The organism is Roseinatronobacter ekhonensis, from assembly GCF_900499075.1.
GTDB lineage: Bacteria > Pseudomonadota > Alphaproteobacteria > Rhodobacterales > Rhodobacteraceae > Roseinatronobacter > Roseinatronobacter ekhonensis.
Genome location: NZ_UIHC01000014.1, coordinates 11,411 through 34,114 on the forward strand (window position 1 = coordinate 11,411; position 22,704 = coordinate 34,114).

The following is a 22,704-nucleotide window of genomic DNA, read 5'->3' on the forward strand; positions in this document are numbered from 1 at the left end:
CGCCCGGACACCTTTGCGGAGCAGATCCATGTCCAAGACCGTCCAGAAATCTCGCCTGTCGCGCAGCCGGACCCGGTCGGCTTGGCTGTTCCTTGCCCCGATGCTGCTGACGCTGGCCATTGTTGCGGCCTGGCCGCTGGGACGCACGATCTGGTTCAGCTTTACCGATGCGTCGCTGGACCTGATGGGCGAAGCGCGTTTCGTGGGTTTTCGCAATTACCTTGAATATGTCGCTTGGGGCGATGGCGAGGGCCAGTACTATGGCCTGCTGGCCGATGCCCGCTGGTGGCGCTCGGTCTGGAATACGATCCTGTTTGCCGTTGTCTCTGTCAGTTTCGAAACGGTCTTTGGCCTGATTATCGCGCTGGTGCTGAACCAGCAGTTCCGCGGTCGCGGTCTGGTACGCGCCGCTGTCCTTATCCCTTGGGCAATCCCGACCATTGTGTCGGCCAAGATGTGGGCATGGATGCTGCATGACCAGTTCGGCATTATCAATGACATGCTGCAAACCATTGGACTGATCGCAGAGCCGATTGCATGGACCGCCTCTCCCGATACGGCGATGGTGGCGGTGCTGATGGTCGATATCTGGAAGACCACGCCCTTTATGGCGCTGCTTATTCTTGCCGGTCTACAAATGGTGCCCGGCGATATTTACGAAGCCGCAAAGCTGGACGGCGTGCCCCCATGGCGGGTGTTTCGCAAGATCACGCTGCCGCTGATCATGCCTGCCGTGCTGGTGGCCGTTGTGTTCCGCGCGCTCGACGCGCTGCGGGTCTTCGATATCGTCTATGTTCTGACACCCAACACCGATGCAACGCGGACGATGTCGGTCTTCGCCCGCGAGAACCTGTTCGATTACGACAAGTTTGCCTATGGCTCGGCGGCGTCGACGCTGCTGTTTCTGGTGATCGCACTGATCACGATCACCTTCATCATGGCGACCCGGATGGATCTGGAGGGCAAACGCTCATGAAACCGCCCCTTTGGCAAAGCATTGGCTTTTACATCCTTGTCGGCGTTATCGTCCTTCAGGCGCTGTTCCCCTTCTATTACGCGATCCTTACATCACTGGAAGACGGTCAGGCCCTGTTCGAGGTGAACTATCTGCCGCGCGCCCTGAACCTAGCCAATTATCAGGCCATGCTGTCGGGTGGCGTGTTCGGCAAGCAGATTTTGAATTCGGTCTTTGTCGCCACTGTTGTGGTCATCCTGTCACTGTTTCTGGCCGTTACAGCCGCCTATGCGCTCTCTCGTATCCGGTTTCGCGGGCGTGGGTTGCTGCTGTTGACGGTGCTTTCCGTGTCCATGTTTCCCCAGATCGCCGTGCTGTCCGGCCTGTTCGAAGTGATCCGCTATTTCGGCCTGTTCAATTCGCTCTGGAGCCTTGTCTTCTCCTACATGATATTCACCCTGCCCTTCACGGTCTGGGTTCTGACAACCTTCATGCGCAACCTTCCGATAGAAATAGAGGAAGCTGCGATCATGGACGGGGCCTCGTCTTTCACCATCATCCGCCGCGTGTTCCTCCCGCTGATGTGGCCCGCGATGGTGACGACGGGGCTTCTGGCCTTCATCCACGCTTGGAACGAGTTTCTTTTCGCGCTCACCTTCCTGTCGACCGACAGCCAGCGCACGGTGCCCGTGGCCATCGCGCTTATTTCGGGGCGCAGCGAATTCGAAATCCCTTGGGGCAATATCATGGCCGCTTCGGTCATCGTGACGCTGCCACTGGTGGCGCTGGTTCTGGTGTTTCAACGCAAGATCGTGTCCGGCCTGACCGCCGGCGCCGTGAAAGGATAATCCATGGCGACAGTCGAACTGAAAAACGTGTCCAAATCCTACGGCACTGTCGAGGTGCTGCGCGACATCAACCTGGAACTGGAGCAGGGCGAATTCGTTGTGTTCGTAGGGCCCTCCGGGTGCGGAAAATCGACCTTGCTGCGGATGATCGCGGGGCTTGAAGACATCACCGGGGGTGAACTCCGGATCGACGGCCAGCCCATGAACGACGTGTTGCCCGCAAAACGCGGGATCGCAATGGTGTTCCAGTCCTACGCGCTATACCCGCATATGACGGTGTTCGAAAACATGGCCTTCGGGCTGGAACAGGCCCGCTTGAACAAGGCCGAAATCCGCGAACGGGTCGAGAAGGCCGCGAAGATGTTGCAGATCGAAGCGTTCCTTGATCGCAAGCCAAAGCAGCTTTCGGGCGGGCAGCGGCAGCGCGTTGCCATCGGGCGCGCGATCACCTGCGACCCTCGGGTCTTTTTGTTTGACGAGCCCCTCTCGAACCTCGACGCGGCGCTGCGCGTCGACACGCGCCTGGAAATCGCCAGCCTTGGCAAAAGACTGCCGGACACCACGATGGTCTATGTCACCCACGATCAGGTCGAAGCGATGACCCTTGCGGACCGAATTGTTGTGTTGAACGGCGGAATCGTCGAACAGGTGGGCACCCCGATGGAGCTATATGAGCGTCCCGCCAGCCAGTTTGTGGCAGGCTTTATCGGCAGCCCGCGGATGAATTTCCTGAATGGCACCGTGGCCGCCGCGCACGGGGCCGAAACCTACGGCATCCGGCCAGAACATATCAGCCTGTCGCCTGACGCTGGCGACTGGCGCGGACGCGTGATCCTGACCGAACGGCTGGGCAGCGATACATTCGTTCATGTCGAAGTCGACGGGGTCGGGCCAGTCAATGTCCGGATAGAGGGCCGCTCAGAAGTGCACGCCAACGACGAAGTCCATCTTACACCCGATCCGGCCTCTGTTCATCTTTTCGATGCGAAAGGACGGCCGATACCGGGCTGACGAAGACCATGAACACAGGCTTGAAACCGCCCAACACTGCCGCACCCAGACAGGTCGCGTAATGACCACGACACGACCCATCGCCGTGATCGGAAACGCCAATCTGGACCTGATTGGCGGCGTCTTGTCCGACTGGCCCGACAGGGGCACAGAGGTTTTTCTGGACCATGCCGACAGCCGTGTCGGGGGATCGGCAGCCAATACGGCGCTTGTGTTGCAACGTCTGGGCGCGCGGTCCGGGCTGATCGCCTCTGCGGGGACGGACACGGTCGGCCAGATGATCGCGGACGCGTTCACAGGTCCGCTTGACCGGATCGCACGGATTGCGGGGCCGACCTCTGTCAGTTTCGGCGTGCTGCATCCCGGATCAGAACGAAGCTTTTTTTCGACCCCCGGGCATCTGGACAGCTTCGACGTGGGGCAGGTTCGGTCCGGGTTGAAAGACTGGCCTTTGAACGGGGCATATGCGCTTGTTTCCGGCGCGTTTGCCATGCCGGGGCTTACCGAGGATTGCCTGTCACTGATGGCTGATCTGAAGGCACAGGGCGCGCGGGTGGCCATTGACCCCGGCTGGCCCGGTGACGGCTGGACCGTCGCGATGCGCGGCCTGATGCAAGACTGGATCGCACAAAGCGCGCTTGTCTTGATAAACGACAAAGAGCTGTTGGGCATGACGGGTGCCGACACACTGAAAGCCGCAATCAGCGAGATCGCACCAACCCTTGCAAAAGAAACCGTGCTCGTCGTCAAATGCGGGCCGAATGGCGCCATTGCGTTGGCGAATGACCAGAGTTTTGCCGCCAGCAGCCCAAAGGCCGAGATTTTTGACACGATCGGCGCAGGCGATGCGTTCAATGCCGGATACCTTGCTGCGGCGCAGGCCGGGCACGATGTGGCGTCGTGCCTTTCAGCGGGTTGCGCGGTTGCAAGCGCGGTAATCCGCGCCTTCCCGCGCGCCAAGACTGCGCTGCACCTGCCGGAGCTTTTATCGCAAGGAACCAGCGAATGAACATTCTTCTGATGATCGCAGACGACCTTGGCCGCATGGCAGGCTGCTACGGCGAAACTGCGATCCGCACGCCCAATATTGATGCGCTGGCGGCCCGCGGCACGCGGTTTGACATGGCTTTCACCTCAACCGCGTCCTGTTCGGCCAGCCGGTCGGTGATCTATACGGGCCTGCACACGCATGAGACCGGTCAATACGGACTGCACCACGACCACCATCATTTCATGACCTTTGCGGATGTGCCCACCGCGCCCCGCCTGCTGGCAGAGGCCGGCTATCACACCGGCATTATCGGCAAAGTGCATGTCGGCCCGTCAGAGGTTTACCCATGGCAGCACCGAGAGGAGAGCGGAACGCGTGATGTCGGTTGGGTGGCGGATCGGGCCCGCGCCTATTTCGGCGACCGCGCCGCCGACCGTGACCCGTTTTTCCTGACCATCGGGTTTGTCGACCCGCACCGCGACGAAACACGCGGCGGCTTCGGCAATAACGCGTTCGGGGCGCTGGACCCCGTTTTCCCCGCAGATGCGGTCCACGTGCCGCCCTTTCTGCCCGACCTGCCAGAGGTGCGCGACGAGCTTGCCGCCTATTACCGGTCCGTCCACAGGCTTGACCGGGGTGTGGGCTTGGTCCTTGACGCGCTTAGCGCCGAGGGGCTTGCCGATGATACGCTTGTGGTTTTCCTGTCCGACAATGGCGCACCGTTCCTGAACTCTAAAACCACCTTGTTCGATGCAGGGGTGCATTTGCCGTTAATCATGCACCGTCCGGGCCAAAAGACGGGCGTTGCAAACCCCAATCTTGTTTCCTTCACCGATCTGTTGCCGACCTTTCTGGATGTCGCCAATGCGCCTGCGACGCCCGGAAAACGCAAAGGCCGGTCCTTGTTGCCGATTCTAGAGCGGGCCGACCTGCTGCCGGATTGGCAGATCGTCTTCGGATCACACACGTTTCATGAGGTGACGAATTACTGGCCGACGCGGTTCCTGCGCACACCGCGCTACAAGTATCATCGCAACGTCGCGTGGCAGTTGGATTTCCCATTTTCCGGCGATCTCTACGGGTCGTTGTCTTGGCAGGGCATTCGCAGAACCGACCCGGTGATGATCGGCCAGCGACCGCTGCGCAACTACCTGCGGCGACCGCCGGAAGAGCTATACGATCTGCAAACCGACCCGCAAGAAGTGCGCAACCTTGCAGATGCGCCCGAGCATGCTGACCGTCTGGCATCGTTCCGCCAGCAGATGGAGGCTTGGCAACGCGACACCCGCGACCCTTGGCTCTATCGTGACGGGGTTTCGGTCATGGCGGTCGAGCACCATCTGGCGCATGGGCTGACCCTGCCGGACAGGTTTGATCTGGACCCTGACAACCCTCGCGACCGCTAGAACCACCACAAAGGCCAAAGTGCCGGTCCGGATCAGGGCCGCGTGGCTGGGCTGCGCGCGTCGCTAGCTGAACCCCGCCGGTTTGCCAGAAAACCCCGCTTTGTTGCGCTACTCAACATAAACTGTTGTCGAAACCGGTTTCGGAATAGATTTTGAGAGTTGGGAGGACGAATCACATGCAGGCGACAGAAACTGCGGAACCCTCGGCATTGCCCGAACGGGTGCGTATTGTGGATCTGGCCGCACAGCTTGGCCTGACCAAAGGCACGGTCAGCCGGGCCTTGAACGACCACCCCGATATTTCTGACCGCACGCGGCTGCGTGTTCGCAAGGCCGCCGAAAAGCTGGGTTACAGGCCCCTAAGCCATGCGCAGGCTATTCGCACGGGCCGGGTTCGGTCGCTTGGGTTGGTGTTGCAGGTCAACGAGCATGACGCACATCGCCCGTTTGTTGCAGAGTTTCTCGCGGGATTGTCGCAAGCCGCCTCTGCCGAGGATTGGACGCTTACCGTCGCCACCGCAGGCAGCGATGAGCAAACGCTCGACCTGCTGGACCGCCTGACGGTCGAGAAAAAGGCCGATGGGTTCATCCTGCCCCGGACAAAGCTGCACGATCCGCGCATTGATTTCCTGCGCACACGGGGCGTGCCTTTCGTTCTCTATGGCCGCACAGAAGATGCGGGTGGCTGCGCATGGTTCGATATCGAAAGCGAAAAATCCATCGAGGATGCGGTCATGCTACTGGCGGGTCTTGACCATAAGCGCATCGGCTTTGTGCCCGGCGCTGACGGTTATTCCTATGCCAAGCTGCGCCATGACGGCTACCTGGCAGGGCTGGCCCGCAGCGGGTTGTCGCATGACACGCAATTGATCGCGCCGCCCGCCATGGGGCGCGATGCAGGCGCGGCCGCGGCCGCAATCCTTCTGGACCTGCCGCACCCGCCCAGCGCAATTGTCTGTTCTGTCGATGCTGCGGCTTTGGGCGTCTATGACGCCGCGCGCCACCGCGGCCTGAAGATCGGCACGGACCTGTCGGTCATTTCCTATGACGGCATTCCCGAAACCACGCTTCTGGACCCGCCGCTATCGACCTACCGGGTCGACACGCGGGCGGCAGGAGCGCGGCTGGCTGAACTGTTGATCAAACGGTGTCGCGGGGCACCACCGGAAGACTTACGAGAATTGGGTCGCGCGGCGTTTCGGTCGCGCGGCTCGCACGGGGTTGCCCCTGCCAAGGCGTAACCCACCGAACTACGGCACCAAAGGGAGAGAGAAGAATGACACGTTTCACCAAATTGATGACAGGGACGGCACTTGCGTTAAGCATGTCGGCGCTGGCGGTTTCGGCCGACACCATCCGGTTCTGGACAACCGAGGAACAGCCCGAACGACTGGCCAAACAAGAAGAGATGGCGGCACAATTTCTGGAAATGACCGGGGTCGAGGTCGAGGTGATCCCGGTGACGGAAAGCGATCTGGGCACGCGCGCGACGGCAGCTTTTGCCGCTGGCGACCTGCCGGATGTGATTTACCACACCTTGCAATATGCGCTGCCATGGGCCGAAGCCGGAATTCTGGATACCGACGCCGCGACAGAGGTGATCGAAGATCTGGGTGTGGACACATTCGCCCCCGGCGCGATCTCTATGGCGGCGCATGAGGGAAACACCGCATCGGTTCCGGTTGATGGCTGGACGCAAATGATCATCTATCGCAAGGACCTGTTCGAGGCCGCCGGGCTGGAGGCACCTTCAAGCTATTCGAACGTGCTTGCGGCGGTCGAGGCACTGCACAACCCGCCGGAAATGTACGGCTTCGTTGCGGCCACCAAAGTGGACGAAAACTTCATGAGCCAGGTTCTGGAGCATGTGTTTCTGGCCAATGGCGTGTCGCCGGTCGGGCCGGACGGGTTTCAGCCGCTGGACGAGGCGAAAACCATCGAAGTGCTCGAATTTTACAAGGCGATCGCCGAAGCCTCGCCACCCGGCGACCTGTACTGGGACCAGTCGCGCACGCTGTATTTCAGCGGCAACGCGGCGATGATCATCTGGTCGCCCTTCATTCTGGATGAACTGGCCGGTCTGCGCGACAGCGCCCCGCCCACCATCAATGACGACCCGACATCTTCGGAACTGGCCAGCAAGACCGGCATCGTGACCAATTTCGCCGGGCCGTCCAACCCCGATGGCGCGGCTTGGGGCGATGTGCGCTATTTCGGGATCAGCGCCGATGCCGATACCGACGCCGCGATGGAGTTCGTCAAATTCTCGGTCGATGCGGGCTACGGCCAAACCTTGTCCATCGCGCCAGAGGGCAAGTTTCCGGTACGCGCGGGCACAGCCGATGAGCCTACCAAGTTCAAAGAGCTTTGGGCAACGCTCCCGGTTGGCGTAGACCGCAAGGCCCCGTTGGGCGACCTGTATGACGCCGCGATGATCGACGAAATCGTCGGCGGTCTGGATGTGGCGCAGCGTTGGGGCGTGGCCGAAGGGCAGCTTGCGCTGGCATCGAAGATGATCAACAGCCAAGCCATCAACCGCGTGGTGCGCGACTATATCGACGGTCGGGTAGATGCCGCCGCAGCCGTAGCCGCGATGAATGCGGAATTGTCCGCCATCGAGTAATCCAGACAGGGCCGCCCAACAGCGGCGGCCCTGATCCTGTCAGGAGAATTCCGATGTCAGCCGTTCCACCCAACGGAACCACGCCGCTTGCGCGGCGCGAGGCCCGGCTTGCCTGGGGCTTGCTTGCGCCGACCCTTGTCAGTGTTGCGCTGGTTGTGGTGCTGCCGTTGCTGGCGATCTTCTGGATCAGCTTCAAGCCCATCGGGCTGGCCGACCTGCGCCCGCCAGCGCCCATTTTACGCGAGAGCGTGCGCGGTGCGGGCGATGATTTGCGGGTCGAATACCGGCTGCGCAATTCCAGCCAGGACATCGAGGTCACGGGCGTTACCCTGTCCGACACATTGCCCGAGGGCGTCGCCTTGCGCGGCGACCTTCCCGCGCCCTGCACCCTGAGCGGGCGTGACCTGACCTGTCCTATTGGAACGATCGAGGGCGGCTATAATGAGCGCATCATTATCCCGCTTGTCGCAGAAGATGCCGACCGCACGGAAGAGCTGGCCGAATCCAGCCTGCCCACCGTTTCCGGCCAATCCGACAGCATCCTGACCAATACCACGTTTACGCTAGATAATTTCGCGCGCATCTTCGACGGCGACGAATTTTGGGGCGTGTTCGGCGTGACCCTGTTCTACACGGTGTTCGGAACAATCGGCGCCTTGAGTGTTGGCCTGTTCGCGGCGCTTTTGCTGAACAAATCCTTTCGCGGGCAGGGCATTTTGCGCGGGCTATACCTGTTTCCCTATGTCGCCCCGATCATTGCCGTCGCCTTTTCATGGCTGATCCTGTTCGATCCGTTCTCCGGCTCTGCCAACGCTTTACTGATCCAGATGGGCGTGACGAACGGCGCGATCAATTTCTTCGGCGAACGCCCGTTGGCGCTGATCATGGTCACGGTGTTTGAGATCTGGCGCTATTTCCCGCTGTCCTTCCTGTTCATCCTTGCGCGGATGCAGGCCATCGACACGGACATGTATGAGGCCGCCGATATGGACGGCGCATCCCCGTTCCAGAAATTCTGGTATCTGTCGCTGCCACAGCTACTGGGCATTCTAAGCGTGTTGTTCCTGCTGCGCTTTATCTGGACCTTCAACAAGTTCGACGACATCTTCCTGCTGACCGGCGGAAACGCGGGCACGCGCACCCTGACCGTCAATGTCTATGAACAGGCCTTTGCCGTGTCGAATATCGGTGCGGGTGCCGCTGTTGCGGTGGTCATCTTCCTGTGCTTGCTCAGTTTCTCGGTGTTCTTCTTCAAGTTCATGAGCCGGGAGGACGGGCTATGACGCACATCCGTCGCGGATACCTGACCGCCGCCGTCATTGGTGCGCTCTGGACGGTGGTGATCGCCACCAGCGTTGCCATAACCATGAGCTTTGCCACAGGCGATGCGTTCCGCCCGTCCGTGCTGCAAGCTCTGGTTATGGGCGCGGCTTTGGGCATGGTGCTGCTGCGCGTGCCGCAACGCGGCTTTGCCATGGCTGCCGCGGTGGCGCTGTTTGCCCTCACGCTTGGGGCCGGGTTCGGGCCGATGCTGACAGACGGTGTCGGCCCGGTAGCGCTTGGAATTGCGGCACTGCTGGCTGGGTTGGGCACGGGCTGGTCGCTGCATGTCATGTTTGCCGAAATCCGCCCCGGCACCCTGACCCGGCACGAATTCGAGGATGCGGTGATCCGTTTTCTGACGGGCTTTGGCTATATCTTCTTCACCGCGATCGTGGCGATCCCGTTCTATGTCATGGTGATGACCAGCCTCAAGAACCAGCAACAACTGGTCGCCAACCCGCTCGATTTCTCGCTGGATCTGACACAAGGCTGGGGCCTGTTCCGGTCATATTACGAGCTTTTTGCCAGCTATAATTTCGGCACCTACATGGTGAACTCGCTGTTCATCTCTGTGATGACGGTGGCCATCACACTGCTGTTCAGCGTGCCGGGGGCTTATGCCGTGGCGCGCCTGCGCTTCAAGGGGCAGGCGGTTTTCTCGCGCTCCATTCTGCTGATTTACATGGTGCCGATCATCGTGCTGGCGTTGCCCATTTATATCGGCTTTTCCATGACCGGGCTGCGCAACACAATTTTCGGCATCTTGCTGATCTATCCGGTCACGACCATCCCGGTCGCGCTGTATATGCTGCAAGGCTATTTCCGGGGCCTGCCGCAAGAGGTGGAAGAAGCCGGGCTGATGGACGGGCTGAACCGGCTGCAAGTGATCTGGAAGATCACCCTGCCGCTGGCGTTACCGGCGCTCGCAAGCGTGTCGCTGTATGTCTTCATGATCGCGTGGAACGAATTCCTGCTTGCCTTCATGCTGCTGGACGACCCGTCCAAATTCACCCTGACGCGCGGCATTGCTTCGCTCAATTCCTCCGAGATCCCGCGCCAGCACCTTATGGCGGGCGCGGTCGTTGCCACGGTGCCGATCATGGCGCTGTTTCTCGGGCTGGAACGTTTCATGACCAAGGGCCTGACCGCAGGCTCTGTTAAAGGATGACGACAATGAACCATCTTGCCCTAGACGAAGCGGCGCGCGCGATCCTGCGCAAGAACGATCAGGGCGGCTATACTTTGCCGACCTACGGACTGTATCCTTACCAATGGAATTGGGACAGTGCTTTCGCCGCTTGGGGCTTCGCGCAGTTCGACATTGACCGCGCATGGCTGGAATTGACAACGCTGTTTTCGGGGCAGTGGCCCAACGGGATGCTACCGCATATCCTGTTCCACAAGCCTGATCCGAGGTACTTTCCGGGGCAGGATGTCTGGGACACTGACGGCAAGGGGCCGATTGCGTCCTCCGGCATCTCTCAGCCACCTGTTGCGGCCACGTTCGCGCGGATGATTTATGACAAAGACCCGCAGGAAGGTCGCGCGCATATCGCGGCGCTCTTTCCCAAACTGGTGGCATGGCACCGCTGGTTCATGTCATGGCGCAATTCGGACGGCATGATTTTCATCACCCACCCGTGGGAAGGCGGGCGTGACAACGCGCCCGACTGGGACAGCGCAATGCAGGCCATCGACCCTGTCGGCGTGGATGCATACACCCGCCGCGACACTGCACATGTCGACGCCTCTATGCGGCCCACGAAAGAAGATTACGACCGGTATATCTGGCTGGTGCAGCGCGCACGGAGCTTGGGGTGGGATGACGCAAAGGTCGCGCAGGACCAACCGTTCAAAGTGGCCGACCCGCTCATGACCTTTGTTCTGCTGCGCGCCAATCGCGACCTTGCCGCACTGGCCGATGCATTGGGAGAGGATCGCCGCGAGTTGGACCGCTGGACAGCGGAACTGACCACTGGCGCGCAAGGTCTGCGCAATGACGCGGGCGTTTTCGACGGCTACAACCTGAACCTTGGCCATCACGCCGGAACGGTTTCAAACGCGTCGTTCCTGTGCTGGTTCGGGCTAGTCGAAAGCCCCAAAATGCTGGCAGAGTTGCAAGAGGCATTCGCTGACAGCCGCTACCCGGTGCCCAGCCAGAAGGTCGGAAGCGGTAGCTTCAACGCCAAACGCTATTGGCGCGGGCCGACATGGGCCATTGTCAACATGCTGATCGGGTTGGGATTGGCAGATATGGGCCACACGGCCGAAGCGGACGAATTGCGCGCCCGCACCGCAAAGATGATGTCGGAACATGGGTTCGCTGAATACTACGATCCGCTGACGGGCGCCCCTGCGGGCGGCGCCAGCTTTACATGGACGGCGGCGGTCTGGCTGGCATGGGCCTCTCCCTCGGCAGGAGGCGTGTGATGGGTTTGATCCGGTTGAATGCGGTCGAAAAATGGTTCGGCGAGGTTCAGGTCATCAAGGGGATCGACCTTGAAATCGACAATGGCGAATTCGTGGTCTTTGTCGGCCCGTCGGGCTGTGGCAAATCCACATTGCTGCGCATGATCGGCGGGCTGGAAGATATCAGCCGAGGCAGCCTGGAGATTGACGGTCGCGACGTGACCGCAGAGCCACCCTCGAAGCGCGGGCTGGCGATGGTGTTCCAGTCCTATGCGCTTTATCCCCACATGTCCGTGCGTGACAACATGGGTTTTTCGCTGAAAACCGCCGGAGCGCCCAAAGCAGAGATCACCGCGAAAGTGGACAACGCGGCCGAGGTGCTGAAGCTGGAACCTTACCTGGACCGTCGCCCCAAGGATCTGTCGGGCGGGCAGCGCCAGCGCGTGGCCATCGGCCGATGCATCGTGCGCGACCCGACCGCTTTCCTGTTCGACGAACCTCTGTCCAACCTCGATGCCGCCTTGCGGGTAGAGATGCGTCTGGAAATCGCCAAGCTGCATCACAGGCTGAAAGCCACCATGATCTACGTGACCCATGATCAGGTAGAGGCGATGACCTTGGCCGACCGCATCGTGGTGCTGGAATTCGGCAAGATCGCGCAGGTCGGCACGCCGAAAGAGCTGTATGAGCGTCCTGCGAACCTGTTCGTCGCGCAGTTCATCGGCAGCCCCAAGATGAATGTCCTACCCTGTCGAACAGATGCAGGGGCATTTCACCTGGAGGGTGGCGGCACTGGCGCTTTCGCTGGCACGGCACCCGCCGTGAACCTCGGCATCCGCCCCGAACACATCAGTTTGGTCGAGCCCGGTAAGGGCGAATGTTCGGGCGTGGTCGAAGTGGTCGAGTATCTTGGGGCCGACAGCTTTATAGTGGCCGATTGCGGCGCGTTGGGACAGATCATGGCGCGCATCCAAGGTGATAGCCCTGTGAAGCCCGGCGCAGCTGTCGGCCTGTCCTTCGATACCGAACGCATCAGTTTCTTCAGCGCGGATGGCCAGAGGGTGTAATGCGTGCCCGTCACACAGGACCGTTCTGGCCGTACGGATAGCACGGTGGCGCGCGGCCACACTCTACAAAGGCTTCAGCATATCCGGGGCAATTGGTCTCCGATCAGCATATCGACGATGCGCGCGCCCCCGAACAGGGTTTGCATGCGCACCTGACCGGGATGTGCATCGGTGACATGCCCAATCACACAGGCGCCTTGTCCCTCTGGCAGGGTTTGCAACGCCGTGACAACCGCCTCCGCTTGCTCGGGCGGGGTAAAGCAGACAAGCCGCCCTTCATTCGCCAGATAGAGCGGGTCAAGGCCCAGAATCTCGCATAGCCCCCGCACTTCGTCCCGCAGCGGCAGGACGGCTTCGTCCAGCACCATACCCAGCTTGGCGTCACTCGCCAGTTCGTTGAGCGCCGAAGCAAGCCCCCCGCGCGTGCAGTCGCGCGCCGCCCGTATGTCGGGGGCAGCCTGCATCGCTGCGCTCATAACACCGTGCAACGCTGCGCAATCCGAAGCCAGCGTGCTTTGCAGCGCGAAATCGCCGCGCGCCGCCATAATCGTCGCGCCATGATCGCCCAAAGGGCCATTGACGATGATCGCGTCGCCCGCGCGCAAATGAGCCGCGCCCAGATCCACCCCCGGCGCGATCACGCCAACACCGGACGTGGTGATGAACACGCCGTCCGCCGCGCCGCGCTCGACCACCTTGGTGTCACCCGTCACGATGGTCACACCGGCGGCCCGCGCTTCTGCATCCATCGTCGCGACAATCCGGCGCAACATCGCGATCTCGCAGCCTTCCTCGATAATGAACGCCGCCGACAGCCACAGCGGCCGCGCGCCGCCGACCGCCAGATCGTTGACCGTGCCGCAGACTGCCAGCTTGCCGATATCGCCGCCCCGAAACTCCAGTGGCGACACCACGAAACTGTCAGTGGTAAAGGCCAGCCTTGCGCCCGGCTTTTGTAATGCGTCCACCATCAGCCGCGCCTGATCCTCGTGCCCCGGTGGTTGAAACACATCGGTAAAGACCTCTGCGATCAGGTCGCGCATTGCACGCCCGCCGCCGCCATGGGCCATGGTTACATGGGTGTCGCGCAGCGCCATGCTTGCCTCTTCATCTTGCCAAAAATACTCAAAAAGATGCCATGGACCGCAGGGTACCCCGTCGGTCCATGGCGTTATTGTGCTGCCAGCCGCGCGCCACCGTATTGCCAATAGGCCGCGCAAGCCCCTTCGGAACTGACCATCAGCGCGCCAAGCGGTGTTTCCGGCGTGCAGCCCAACCCGTATTGCGGGCAGGCGGTGGGCTTGATGCGCCCGGTCATCACCGCGCCGCAAGCGCAGCCTTCGGGCTCGGGGACGTGGCGGCGTTCGGTGGCATAGCCCACGCCAAATTTCTCTTCTGCGTCAAAGGCGGCATAGGCCGGACGAATGCGCAGGCCAGAAGCGTCGATCTCGCCCAAGCCGCGCCACTCAAAGCTGGGGCGCCGCTCATAGACATCAGCGATTGCCGCCAAGGATGCCGGATTGCCATGCTCAGGCACCACGCGGGCGTATTGGTTTTCCACCTCGGCGCGCCCTTCGGCGATCTGGCGCAGCACCATGGCGACCGAATGCAACAGATCCAGCGGCTCGAACCCTGCCACGGCGATAGGCTTGCCGAATTCCTCTGCAATGAAATCATAGGGGTGCGTGCCGATGACCATGCTGACATGGCCCGGCCCGACAAAGCCGTCCAGTTGCATATGAGGGTCATTGAGCAACGCGCGCAGCGGTTCGGGTACCGTGATATGGTTGCAGAACACGCTGAAATTGCCCAAGCCTTCGCGGGCGGCGGCCTGAATGGCAAAGGCGGTCGAGGGGGTTGTCGTCTCGAACCCCAGCCCGAAGAACACCACCTCGCGGTCGGGGTTGCGGCGCGCGATTTCCAGCGCGTCCAGCGGGCTATAGACCATGCGAATATCGCAACCGCGCGCTTTGGCTTGTATCAGCGAGCCGCGCGTTCCGGGCACGCGCATCGCATCGCCAAAGGTGGTGAAGATGACGCCGGGCCGCTCTGCGATCTCTATGCACTCATCGACCCGCGCCATAGGCAGCACGCAGACCGGACAACCGGGGCCGTGGATGAACTCGATCCCCTCATGCACCAGCTTGTCCAGTCCGAAGCGAAAGATTGCGTGGGTATGCCCGCCGCAGATTTCCATAATGCGCGTCGGCTTGTCGCGCGTTGCCCCGATCTGGTCGGCCAGCCGGGCGATTTCGCCCAGCAGGTTGCGCGCCAGTGCCGGATCGCGAAATTCGGTGACATGTTTCATTGGCTGCCCTCCAGCGCTTTCTGGCCTTCTGCCATGGCGTCCAGCGCTTCCTGCGCCTCACCCAGATCGCGCAGCGCATCGAGCGTGCGCGCGGCCTCTTTCTCGTCGATGATCGCCATCGCGAAACCCACATGGATCAGCGCCCATTGCCCGATCAAATCGTCCAGTGGGCCGTCCGCCACGGGGGCCAGCGACACTTCGCGCCGCACGCCGGACACATCGGCCATGCCCGTCAGCCGGTCGGCATCGGTGATCGCGGTGATCTGGCCGGGAATACCTAGGCACATGGTCTACACCTCCTCGTCGGTTGTGGCACTTTGGCCGGTTGGGTCGTCTATACCGTAGCGGTCAATCTTGGCGCGCAGCCCCACGCGGCTAAGCCCAAGTTCGGCAGCGGTGCGGCTTTTGTTCCAACGGTGGCGCGTCAGCGTTTCGCGCAGGATGCGCATTTCGACCAGTTCCACCCTGTCCTTGAGCGTGCCCTCACCCGTCAGGATCGGCCCGAGGCTCCGATCCGCGCCCTCTTCGCTGGGCTCTGACTGCAAAATATGGCGCGAGATCAGGTCCGCGCCCAAGCTGGGGTCCTGGGCGAACACCAGCATCCGCGTCACCTCGTTCTCCAACTCGCGCAGGTTTCCGGGCCAGTCATAGTTTTCCAGAAATTCCAACGCGGTATCGTCAAAGCCCTGCACCTGTTTGCCGTGGGTGGCTGCCGCGTCGAACAGCGCGGCCTGTGCCAGAATGGCGACATCGCCGCGCCGCCCGCGCAAGGGCGGCAGGGAGATTTCGCCAGTGGAAATGGCATAGCCCAGATCGGTGCGCAGCCGCCCTTCGGCCATCAATTCGCGCAGATCGCCGGTCAGCCCGCAGATCAGCCGCACCTGCGTGCGCACCGCTTCATGTGCGCCCAACGGCTGAAAGGCGCCTTCGGACAACACCCGCACCAGCGCCATTTGCAAATGTGGCCCCAAGGTTTCCACCCCGCCCAGATAAAGCGTGCCGCGATCGGCCTTTTGCAGCAGCCCGACACGGTTGGTGGCCAGCCCCGCCACAGCGCCGCGCTTGGCGCCGAACAGCTCCAGTTCCAGCAAGTCTTCGGGCAGGCCCGCGCAGTTGAGCGCATAAAACGGCTTGTCTGCGCGCAAGGACGCATGGTGCATGGCCTGCGCGATATCACGCTTGCCGGTTCCGGCTTCGCCGCTTAACAGCACGGGAACGTCAAAACTGGCATATTGGCGCGCGGCCTCTATCACCGCGTTCATGCGCGACTGCGGACTGCGCAAGATGGCGTCAAAACCCTGCCGCTCGCGCAGGTCGCGGCGGCGCTTTTCCAGCTTGGTTTCGGTGGTCGTGCCCAAATGCTTCATTTCCAGCGACAGGCGTTCATGCTCGCGGGTCATGGTGAACAGGTCGGCGGCGTTGCGCGCGACCATCAGCAGTTGTTCGGGATGCCACGGCTTTGTCAGGAACTGGTAGATCCCGGCGGCATTGATCGCATCGGCCATGTCGCCGGGGTCGGTATAGCCGGTGATGATAACGCGCACGATTTCCGGCCAGCGTTCGCGCATCTCTGTCAGCAATTGCACACCGGTTTTTCCGGGCATCCGCTGGTCGCAGAACACCACCTGCACCCACTCATCCGACAGAATGCGCAGGGCACCTTCGGCGCTCGTGGCGGTCAGAATGTCGAACTCGTCTTCCAGCGCCATCCGCATAGAGGCCAGCGAATGCGGCTCGTCATCGACCACAAGAATAGAGGGGCGGGCAGAGCGGGTCATGGTGCGGCCTTGGCGGCAAGCCCCGCGCGCAGCCAGTCAAGCCATGCCTCCATCCCCTCTCCGGTGCGCGCCGAGACGCGCAGCACGGTTATGTCGGGGTTCACACGGCGCAGATTGGCCTCGTAGGCGTCCAGATCCGCATCGCAATTTGGCGCAAGGTCGGTCTTGTTCAGGATCGCGAGCTTTGCAGCGGTAAACATGTCGGGGTATTTCAGGGGTTTGTCTTCACCCTCTGTCACCGACAGAATGGCGACCTTGGCATCCTCGCCCAGATCAAACGCAGCGGGGCAGACAAGGTTGCCCACGTTTTCGATGAACAGCATGCTTTGCGGTGCAAGGCGCAGATCATCCATCGCGTGGCCCACCATGTGGCCGTCCAAATGGCACCCCTTGCCGGTATTCACCTGAACCGCGCGCGCGCCGGTGGCGCGGATGCGGTCGGCGTCGTTGCTGGTCTGCTGGTCGCCCTCGATCACGGCCAGAGGCTGATCGCCCAGCGCCTCGATGGTCTTGCACAGCAGCGTGGTTTTCCCCGATCCGGGGGAAGAAACAAGATTGACCGCAAGGCACCCCAGCGCGCCCAGAACACGACGGTTCGACGCGGCATGGACATTGTTCTTGGCCAGTATGTCGGTTTCGACCGCGATCAGGCGTTCTTGGCTCATGCCGGGAACAGAAACACCTGCCGCGCCATGCCCGTAATGATGGTGGTCATGTGCATGATCGTGATCATGCGCATGAGAATGTGCCGTGGCCTTGCCATCAATCTTCGGGCCTTCGCTACAACCGCAAACTGTGCACATCAGATCACCTCCATGTCTTTTATCCGCATTTCGTCGCCGCCTTGCGGCATCAGCTTGCCACCGCCGCAATGCGGGCAGGGGTCCAGCCGGTCGTTGATTTCCACCTCTACCATGCAATCGTAGCACAGGGCCCGTCCAGGCAGGTCTATCAGGGACAGTTCCGCGCCCTCGGCGGGGCTGCCGCGCATGACCACGTCAAAGGCGAATTCCAGCGCTGGTTTTTCGACCCCGGCAAAGCGGCCGATTTCCAGCCGCAAACGGGTCACACGGGTAAAGCCATGCGCCTGCGCCTGATCCATCACTGTGCTGCGAATACCTTCGGCGAGCGACATCTCATGCATGGGCGGTTTCCTCCAGCCTTGTGGGCAGGCATGGGTCATGTAGCGCCAGCACGATACGGGCCAGCATCATGTCGCGCACGCTGTCAAGCGCGCTGCGCAACGCGCCACCCGAAGCCAGCATATGATCCGTGGGGGTAGATCGCGATATGCCACCAACCCGCCCATCCTTTAGGTGTAACCGCAGTGCATAAACCCCGCGCGCGGCTGGCACCAGCGCCGTGCCATCGTCGCGGCGCTGCGGCGCGGGCAACCGGCCCAAAGCGGCATCCTCTGCATCGCAGATGCGGCCCAGCAACCGCCAGAGCGGGCCACGCCCATGCGCGGCCTCTGCCTGCCGTAAAAGCGCATCTTGGGCGTGGCGCATGGCGGGGCTGTTTTCCAACGGCTCAAACCGGCCCACGCTGGTGGCGCAGGCAAATGGCAGTGGGCGCGATGCTGCCAGCCGCCCCGGAAAGCGCGTGCAGACCGCATTGGCAAGTGGTGCAAACCCCCTGCCCCCGTTCAGCCAGTCCTGCAATACCATGGGGCGCGGTCCACCCCATAGCGCGCCCGACAGATCACCCATCGCTTGCCAATCTTGTGGCAGCGGTTGCACCGGCAAACCGCATATGCGCGGCAAGGTGATGCACAGCGCCAACAGATGATCGCGCACCACATCGCGCGCCAAGCCGTCCAGCGCGCGAGGCCCGTCGGGACGCTGCGCCGACAGCCGCGCGGCCATGCCCTGCGCCGTTCCGCATAGATTGAAAATGCGCGCCAGTAGCTGCGCCGCGGCCTCGGGTGTCTTGCCAGCGAGCACCTGTGCCAGCGGCGGCGGGTCTGGCAGGTTGAACACCCAGCCTTGCGCGCCTTGGTTTATGACAAGCTCACCCGACATGATCGTCAGACACGACCGGTGATAAAGGCGCGCCGCTCCAGCGGACGGGCCTTTTGCAATTTCGGGGCTTCGCCGCGCGGCAGATCGGGTTTTTGCGGTGTCAGTGACTCTGCCCCGTCTTCCAGCCGTTCCAACGCCTCCGGGTCGAACAATGCCGCCATGACCGCGCGTGCGACATCGACCGCCTGCACCTGACTGTTGAAATCGGACATGGGCGAGAACAACGAACATGCCTTGTAGCCGCCGACCATGTCACGGGTATTGTGGATGAACTCGTAATTGCCAGATGGGAAGCCGATCATCTCTTTCTCGCCCGAATGCAGGGCCGACCATGCGTCATCCGGCCCTGCCAGAAGCACAAGGTTCATGAACCACGGCGCGATCAGCACGCCAAGGTAATGCCCCTGCCAGTCGGAAAAGCCCACCGCCTGAACATGCAGAGAGTGATTGCACAGCGGCACATCGCGCATCTTCCCATTGTAGATTTCGCGGAAATCGGCCTCTAGCCGGGCAATGGCGCTATCCATCTGGCTTGCGCCTTGGCCCTCGTCGCGCAGCACCATGAATTGCTCGGGCGCGGCCCCGCAACCGGGGCAGGTCCAGTCATCGGGCAGCGCGGTAAAGGGCGTGCCCGCGCTGATCTGGCGGCTCTCATCGCCATGGGCAGGGTCATAGACCTGCCAGCATATCTTACATTCCATGACGGCCTGCGCCGAAATCTTGGCACCAGCGCCCAGATAAGAGCCCTCGAACCCGGGCGCGCTCATCGGATCGCCTCTATCACGTCGCGGATACGGTCGGCGCTGTCGGCCAGATCTTCTGGTGCGGCCAGCGCAACCTCGGGCATATCCGTGACTTCCCAAGTGTCCAGTATCAGCGTGTCGCTGGAGTTGAAGAACTGCACACGCCAGACATGCGGAACCGCTGCCGCCGTGATCCGGCAGTTGCCATAGCCCCGCGACAGGATCGTGACCGCGCCTTCGCCCAAGACCGTTGCCATGTGGTCAAGGTCTTCGGGCGTGTGAGGCAAGAGCGTCAGGTTCACGACATGCACCTGCGTGCCGGGGGCCCAAGCGCGGGCCTTGTCCGACAGCTCTTCCAGCAGCGCGGGCGCATTGACCACACCAGCCGCGCGTGGGGCGTCCGGCGCTGCGGCACGGTGCGGGCGGTTCGCGCGCAAAACGGCTTGTTCCGGCACGGGGCCGATTTCGGCCATATCCACGCCCGCGCCCTTTAACACCCAAACGCCGGCGAACACACTTTCCTGAACCGCGATGGCAGGAACACCGCGCAGCTTCATGGACACTTCGCCCTGACCGAGCGTATCGGCCAGAAACTTGCGGGCGATACCGCTCAGACCCTCCAGCGCGACCTGTGCCCGACCGCCGCCTTGCGCGACGGTATCGCAGGCATGGGCAATCTGCGCCAACACGGCCAGAGCGGGCGCAACAGAGGCGGGGTCATCCACTTCTGGCGTATGGGCGGTGTAGGTGCGCATGCCAGAGGGCAGCGCAATGTATTCCAGCGCGTCGTCATCGGCTTGGGTTCCGGGGCCAAACCCGCTGGGCGGCAGGGTGAAGGGGCTTTCCATTACGCGTCGCTTTCGGCTGGGGTGGACAGGATATGCGGGACGCGCGCCATGTAGTCGTCCCAGTCGCGCACCTTGGCGATGCCACCAAGGAAACGGTCGCCATCATAGAACAAGAAGCCCGGCGTTTTCAGAACCCGCGTGGTTTCACGCAAGCCCGCTTCGATCGCGTCACCCACAAGCGCACAGTCGAACCGGCCTTGGAACGCCTGTTGCAATTCCGGCAGGATCACGGCGGCATCTGCGGTTTCCAGATTGCGCGCCGGGTCGCCGGGAATGAACAGGCAATGCAGGCCGGGGCACGCCAGATGCGCAGACAAGGCGTCGGCATCTGTCAGATGAGGCCAGCCCATCTCATTGGTCAGTCGTGTCAGAAGCGGGTGGGACATGAAAACCTCCTCAACCGTTAGGGTGGCCCGCGTCGAGCGCGGCTTGCAAATGGGGCGGCAGTTGCGGTGCGCGGGCGTCCAGATCGGCAAACGCATCGCCGGCGTCGCCCCCTGCCATGATCGCGCGCAAACCTTCGAGCGCGGCCATGATCTGGCGCGCTTCGGTTTCTGAAATCACCTCTCGGGCGCAGCCCAGATGGGTCAGCACCCATGTGCCGGGAGCCTGATCGCCCAGCAACGACAGATCGACCGTTTCGTGTTGCGTCCCGTCGGTGCAGGTCGCGGCAATACCGTCGACCGATACGATTTGCATTGGAAGACCCACACACATCGCAGCTACACCTTGGCCGGAAAGAAGCGGTCGTCACCGGTGCGGCAAGCGACATCCTCAGACGGGCGTCCGCCTTCATAGGCGTCGCGCGTCAATGAGGGGTCGGCAAGATCATGGGCGACGGTCTGACCCGGCTGCACTTGCACGCCCCATTCACGCAGCTTTTCGACGGCAATCTGCACAGAGGGCTGCACACGGCTGGCAGTCAGCGGGCGAAGGCCGCCGCCGAAATCCTCTAGTTCAACTGGCTGCACGCCGATCAGGAACAGCCGGTCCGGGCAGCGCCCCAGCAATTGCGCGGTGGCAATCACCTCCTGAAACCCGGTCTGGTGCAGGCTCATCTTCTTTGCGCCCATGAAAGCGGGCACTTCATCATCCTCGACCAGCTTCATGGTGCCGGGCTCGATGCCGTAATCCACCGCATCGAAGACGATCAAAGCATCCGCAGCCTCTAGAAAAGGCAGCAGATACAGCCCCTGCGTGCCGCCATCCAGCAAGTGCACATTGGGCGGGACAGCCCAGTTCTGCGACAGATGTTCCACGCAGCGCACGCCGAAGCCTTCGTCGGCCCACAGCAGATTGCCGATGCCCATGACAAGAATATTCTCTGGATTGGTCTGGCTGGCCACGGGATCCTCCATCTTGCCGGGCTGGCTGACTGCAAGCTTTGCACCTGCGGTCAAATACAAATTACAACTTTCCATGCGCTCAAGATGCAGGTTTTGATCGAAACAGTGAAAATAAATAAATCCATGAAATATATACTATATTTCGGCATTCCACTGCATGCCGCGCCGCAGAAAGGTGGAAAGTTTGTTTTCACATTTCTGCTTTGTGGCAATCCATCTTGCGGCTTATGACATGCAAAACGGCCCCGCAGGGCCGTTTTCCGGGGCTGATTCACCCCTGTGTGATATGCCGGGTCTAGTCCGGGCGGTCGTCTTTGAAAGTGCGGTGCCCCGAAATCATGGTAGAGACGATGGATTGGCGAGACATGATATCTTCGCGCACCGCCACATAGATATGGATGACCACAAAGATCAGCATGGCCCACATGCCCATCCGGTGCAGCATATGCACGTCCAGACTGTTGCCCGCCAGTTCGATGACCCAGCCAGCGATCGAATACAACCAGTGGCTTTTGCCCAGGCCCTCGGCATACAGCGCAAAACCCGTCACGATCATGAAGAGCGTGGCCACGGTGATGAAAAAGAACATCGCCATTTGCGCCAGCGGGTTGTGCCCCTCGTACTTCTTCGGTTCGCGTTCCAAGAACATATACCAGCGTAGCTCGAACCAAACCTCGGCCCAGAAATGGGCCTTCCAGAATGGAAAGCTGAACAATTGCTTTGCGTGGTGGTTGCCCACAAGCGCCCAATAGGCGCGCCCGAAAAAGCCCACGGTCAGCACCATTCCGGCGGCAAAATGCGCAAAACGCAAATAGCCGAAAAAGAACTGGTAGGTGGCCTCTGCCCCCGAAAAGCTGGGCAGGGGTTTGCCGATGAAATAGCCGGTCAGGCACAAGACCATGATGGCCAGCGCATTGACCCAATGCCAGATGCGTACCGGCGCTTCATAGACATAGATCGAGGTTTGCTTGTGCCGCCCCGCCTTGTGGAACGGCGTGTCGGTATCGGGTTGAACGCTCATGTCATG

The 22,704-nt window shown here is 61.6% G+C and carries 24 protein-coding genes; 11 read left to right on the forward strand and 13 right to left on the reverse strand.

Annotated features, from left to right (window positions below; genetic code table 11):
* Positions 1 to 28: 28 nt before the first annotated feature.
* From ROE7235_RS08675 to ROE7235_RS08725, 11 genes are all read left to right on the forward strand, one after another.
* Entirely contained in the window at positions 29 to 976 is a 948-nt protein-coding gene (locus ROE7235_RS08675) for a carbohydrate ABC transporter permease (RefSeq protein WP_121094687.1), read from the forward strand.
* A complete protein-coding gene (locus ROE7235_RS08680) occupies positions 973 to 1,803 on the forward strand; it encodes a carbohydrate ABC transporter permease (protein WP_121094689.1) in 831 nt (276 codons plus the stop codon). Before ROE7235_RS08675 ends, ROE7235_RS08680 begins: the two co-directional genes overlap by 4 nt.
* Positions 1,804 to 1,806: 3 nt before the next feature.
* Positions 1,807 to 2,814, forward strand: a complete 1,008-nt coding sequence (locus ROE7235_RS08685) for an ABC transporter ATP-binding protein (protein ID WP_121094691.1) — start codon at positions 1,807 to 1,809, stop codon at positions 2,812 to 2,814.
* 61 nt (positions 2,815 to 2,875) lie between these two features.
* Entirely contained in the window at positions 2,876 to 3,823 is a 948-nt protein-coding gene (locus tag ROE7235_RS08690) for a carbohydrate kinase family protein (protein WP_183073429.1), read from the forward strand.
* A complete protein-coding gene (locus tag ROE7235_RS08695) occupies positions 3,820 to 5,211 on the forward strand; it encodes a sulfatase family protein (protein WP_121094696.1) in 1,392 nt (463 codons plus the stop codon). Before ROE7235_RS08690 ends, ROE7235_RS08695 begins: the two co-directional genes overlap by 4 nt.
* A 176-nt stretch (positions 5,212 to 5,387) precedes the next feature.
* Entirely contained in the window at positions 5,388 to 6,452 is a 1,065-nt protein-coding gene (locus ROE7235_RS08700; RefSeq protein WP_121094698.1) for a LacI family DNA-binding transcriptional regulator, read from the forward strand.
* 35 nt (positions 6,453 to 6,487) lie between these two features.
* Positions 6,488 to 7,834, forward strand: a complete 1,347-nt coding sequence (locus ROE7235_RS08705; RefSeq protein WP_121094700.1) for an ABC transporter substrate-binding protein — start codon at positions 6,488 to 6,490, stop codon at positions 7,832 to 7,834.
* 53 nt (positions 7,835 to 7,887) lie between these two features.
* Positions 7,888 to 9,117 carry a carbohydrate ABC transporter permease gene (locus ROE7235_RS08710; protein WP_121094702.1) on the forward strand — a complete coding sequence of 410 codons (1,230 nt, stop codon included), beginning with the start codon at positions 7,888 to 7,890 and terminating at the stop codon, positions 9,115 to 9,117.
* Positions 9,114 to 10,325, forward strand: a complete 1,212-nt coding sequence (locus tag ROE7235_RS08715; protein ID WP_121094704.1) for a carbohydrate ABC transporter permease — start codon at positions 9,114 to 9,116, stop codon at positions 10,323 to 10,325. Before ROE7235_RS08710 ends, ROE7235_RS08715 begins: the two co-directional genes overlap by 4 nt.
* A 5-nt stretch (positions 10,326 to 10,330) precedes the next feature.
* Positions 10,331 to 11,587, forward strand: coding sequence for an MGH1-like glycoside hydrolase domain-containing protein (locus tag ROE7235_RS08720; RefSeq protein ID WP_121094796.1), 1,257 nt, complete (start codon positions 10,331 to 10,333; stop codon positions 11,585 to 11,587).
* Positions 11,587 to 12,633 carry an ABC transporter ATP-binding protein gene (locus ROE7235_RS08725; protein WP_121094706.1) on the forward strand — a complete coding sequence of 349 codons (1,047 nt, stop codon included), beginning with the start codon at positions 11,587 to 11,589 and terminating at the stop codon, positions 12,631 to 12,633. Before ROE7235_RS08720 ends, ROE7235_RS08725 begins: the two co-directional genes overlap by 1 nt.
* Positions 12,634 to 12,707: 74 nt before the next feature.
* Here the strand turns inward: ROE7235_RS08725 and hypE are convergent, their stop codons facing one another.
* The 13 genes from hypE to cybH form a co-directional block, all read right to left on the reverse strand.
* Entirely contained in the window at positions 12,708 to 13,730 is a 1,023-nt protein-coding gene (gene hypE / locus ROE7235_RS08730) for a hydrogenase expression/formation protein HypE (protein ID WP_121094708.1), read from the reverse strand.
* A 74-nt stretch (positions 13,731 to 13,804) separates the two neighbouring features.
* Positions 13,805 to 14,941 carry a hydrogenase formation protein HypD gene (gene hypD, locus ROE7235_RS08735; protein ID WP_121094711.1) on the reverse strand — a complete coding sequence of 379 codons (1,137 nt, stop codon included), beginning with the start codon at positions 14,939 to 14,941 and terminating at the stop codon, positions 13,805 to 13,807.
* Entirely contained in the window at positions 14,938 to 15,228 is a 291-nt protein-coding gene (locus tag ROE7235_RS08740; protein WP_121094713.1) for a HypC/HybG/HupF family hydrogenase formation chaperone, read from the reverse strand. The genes hypD and ROE7235_RS08740 overlap by 4 nt, the downstream gene beginning before the upstream one ends.
* Positions 15,229 to 15,231: 3 nt before the next feature.
* The gene (locus ROE7235_RS08745; protein ID WP_121094715.1) at positions 15,232 to 16,719 is read right to left on the reverse strand and encodes a sigma-54-dependent transcriptional regulator; all 1,488 of its coding nucleotides are present in this window, start codon (positions 16,717 to 16,719) and stop codon (positions 15,232 to 15,234) included.
* Positions 16,716 to 17,522 carry a hydrogenase nickel incorporation protein HypB gene (gene hypB / locus ROE7235_RS08750; RefSeq protein ID WP_121094717.1) on the reverse strand — a complete coding sequence of 269 codons (807 nt, stop codon included), beginning with the start codon at positions 17,520 to 17,522 and terminating at the stop codon, positions 16,716 to 16,718. The genes ROE7235_RS08745 and hypB overlap by 4 nt, the downstream gene beginning before the upstream one ends.
* Positions 17,522 to 17,863, reverse strand: coding sequence for a hydrogenase maturation nickel metallochaperone HypA (gene hypA / locus ROE7235_RS08755; protein WP_121094719.1), 342 nt, complete (start codon positions 17,861 to 17,863; stop codon positions 17,522 to 17,524). The genes hypB and hypA overlap by 1 nt, the downstream gene beginning before the upstream one ends.
* Positions 17,856 to 18,740 (reverse strand): hydrogenase expression/formation protein HupK, encoded by an 885-nt coding sequence (locus ROE7235_RS08760; RefSeq protein ID WP_121094721.1) that lies wholly within the window; start codon positions 18,738 to 18,740, stop codon positions 17,856 to 17,858. Before ROE7235_RS08760 ends, hypA begins: the two co-directional genes overlap by 8 nt.
* Positions 18,741 to 18,745: 5 nt before the next feature.
* Positions 18,746 to 19,507: a [NiFe]-hydrogenase assembly chaperone HybE gene (gene hybE / locus ROE7235_RS08765; RefSeq protein WP_121094723.1), complete on the reverse strand. Its 762-nt coding sequence runs from the start codon at positions 19,505 to 19,507 to the stop codon at positions 18,746 to 18,748.
* The gene (locus ROE7235_RS08770) at positions 19,504 to 20,331 is read right to left on the reverse strand and encodes a hydrogenase expression/formation protein (protein WP_121094725.1); all 828 of its coding nucleotides are present in this window, start codon (positions 20,329 to 20,331) and stop codon (positions 19,504 to 19,506) included. The genes hybE and ROE7235_RS08770 overlap by 4 nt, the downstream gene beginning before the upstream one ends.
* Positions 20,331 to 20,717 (reverse strand): thioredoxin domain-containing protein, encoded by a 387-nt coding sequence (locus ROE7235_RS08775; protein ID WP_121094727.1) that lies wholly within the window; start codon positions 20,715 to 20,717, stop codon positions 20,331 to 20,333. The genes ROE7235_RS08770 and ROE7235_RS08775 overlap by 1 nt, the downstream gene beginning before the upstream one ends.
* Before the next feature lie 10 nt (positions 20,718 to 20,727).
* Positions 20,728 to 21,048 carry a HypC/HybG/HupF family hydrogenase formation chaperone gene (locus tag ROE7235_RS08780; RefSeq protein WP_121094729.1) on the reverse strand — a complete coding sequence of 107 codons (321 nt, stop codon included), beginning with the start codon at positions 21,046 to 21,048 and terminating at the stop codon, positions 20,728 to 20,730.
* Between the two features lie 5 nt (positions 21,049 to 21,053).
* Entirely contained in the window at positions 21,054 to 21,689 is a 636-nt protein-coding gene (locus ROE7235_RS08785) for a HyaD/HybD family hydrogenase maturation endopeptidase (protein ID WP_121094798.1), read from the reverse strand.
* A 283-nt stretch (positions 21,690 to 21,972) separates the two neighbouring features.
* Positions 21,973 to 22,698 carry a Ni/Fe-hydrogenase, b-type cytochrome subunit gene (cybH, locus tag ROE7235_RS08790; protein ID WP_121094732.1) on the reverse strand — a complete coding sequence of 242 codons (726 nt, stop codon included), beginning with the start codon at positions 22,696 to 22,698 and terminating at the stop codon, positions 21,973 to 21,975.
* Positions 22,699 to 22,704: the final 6 nt, after the last annotated feature.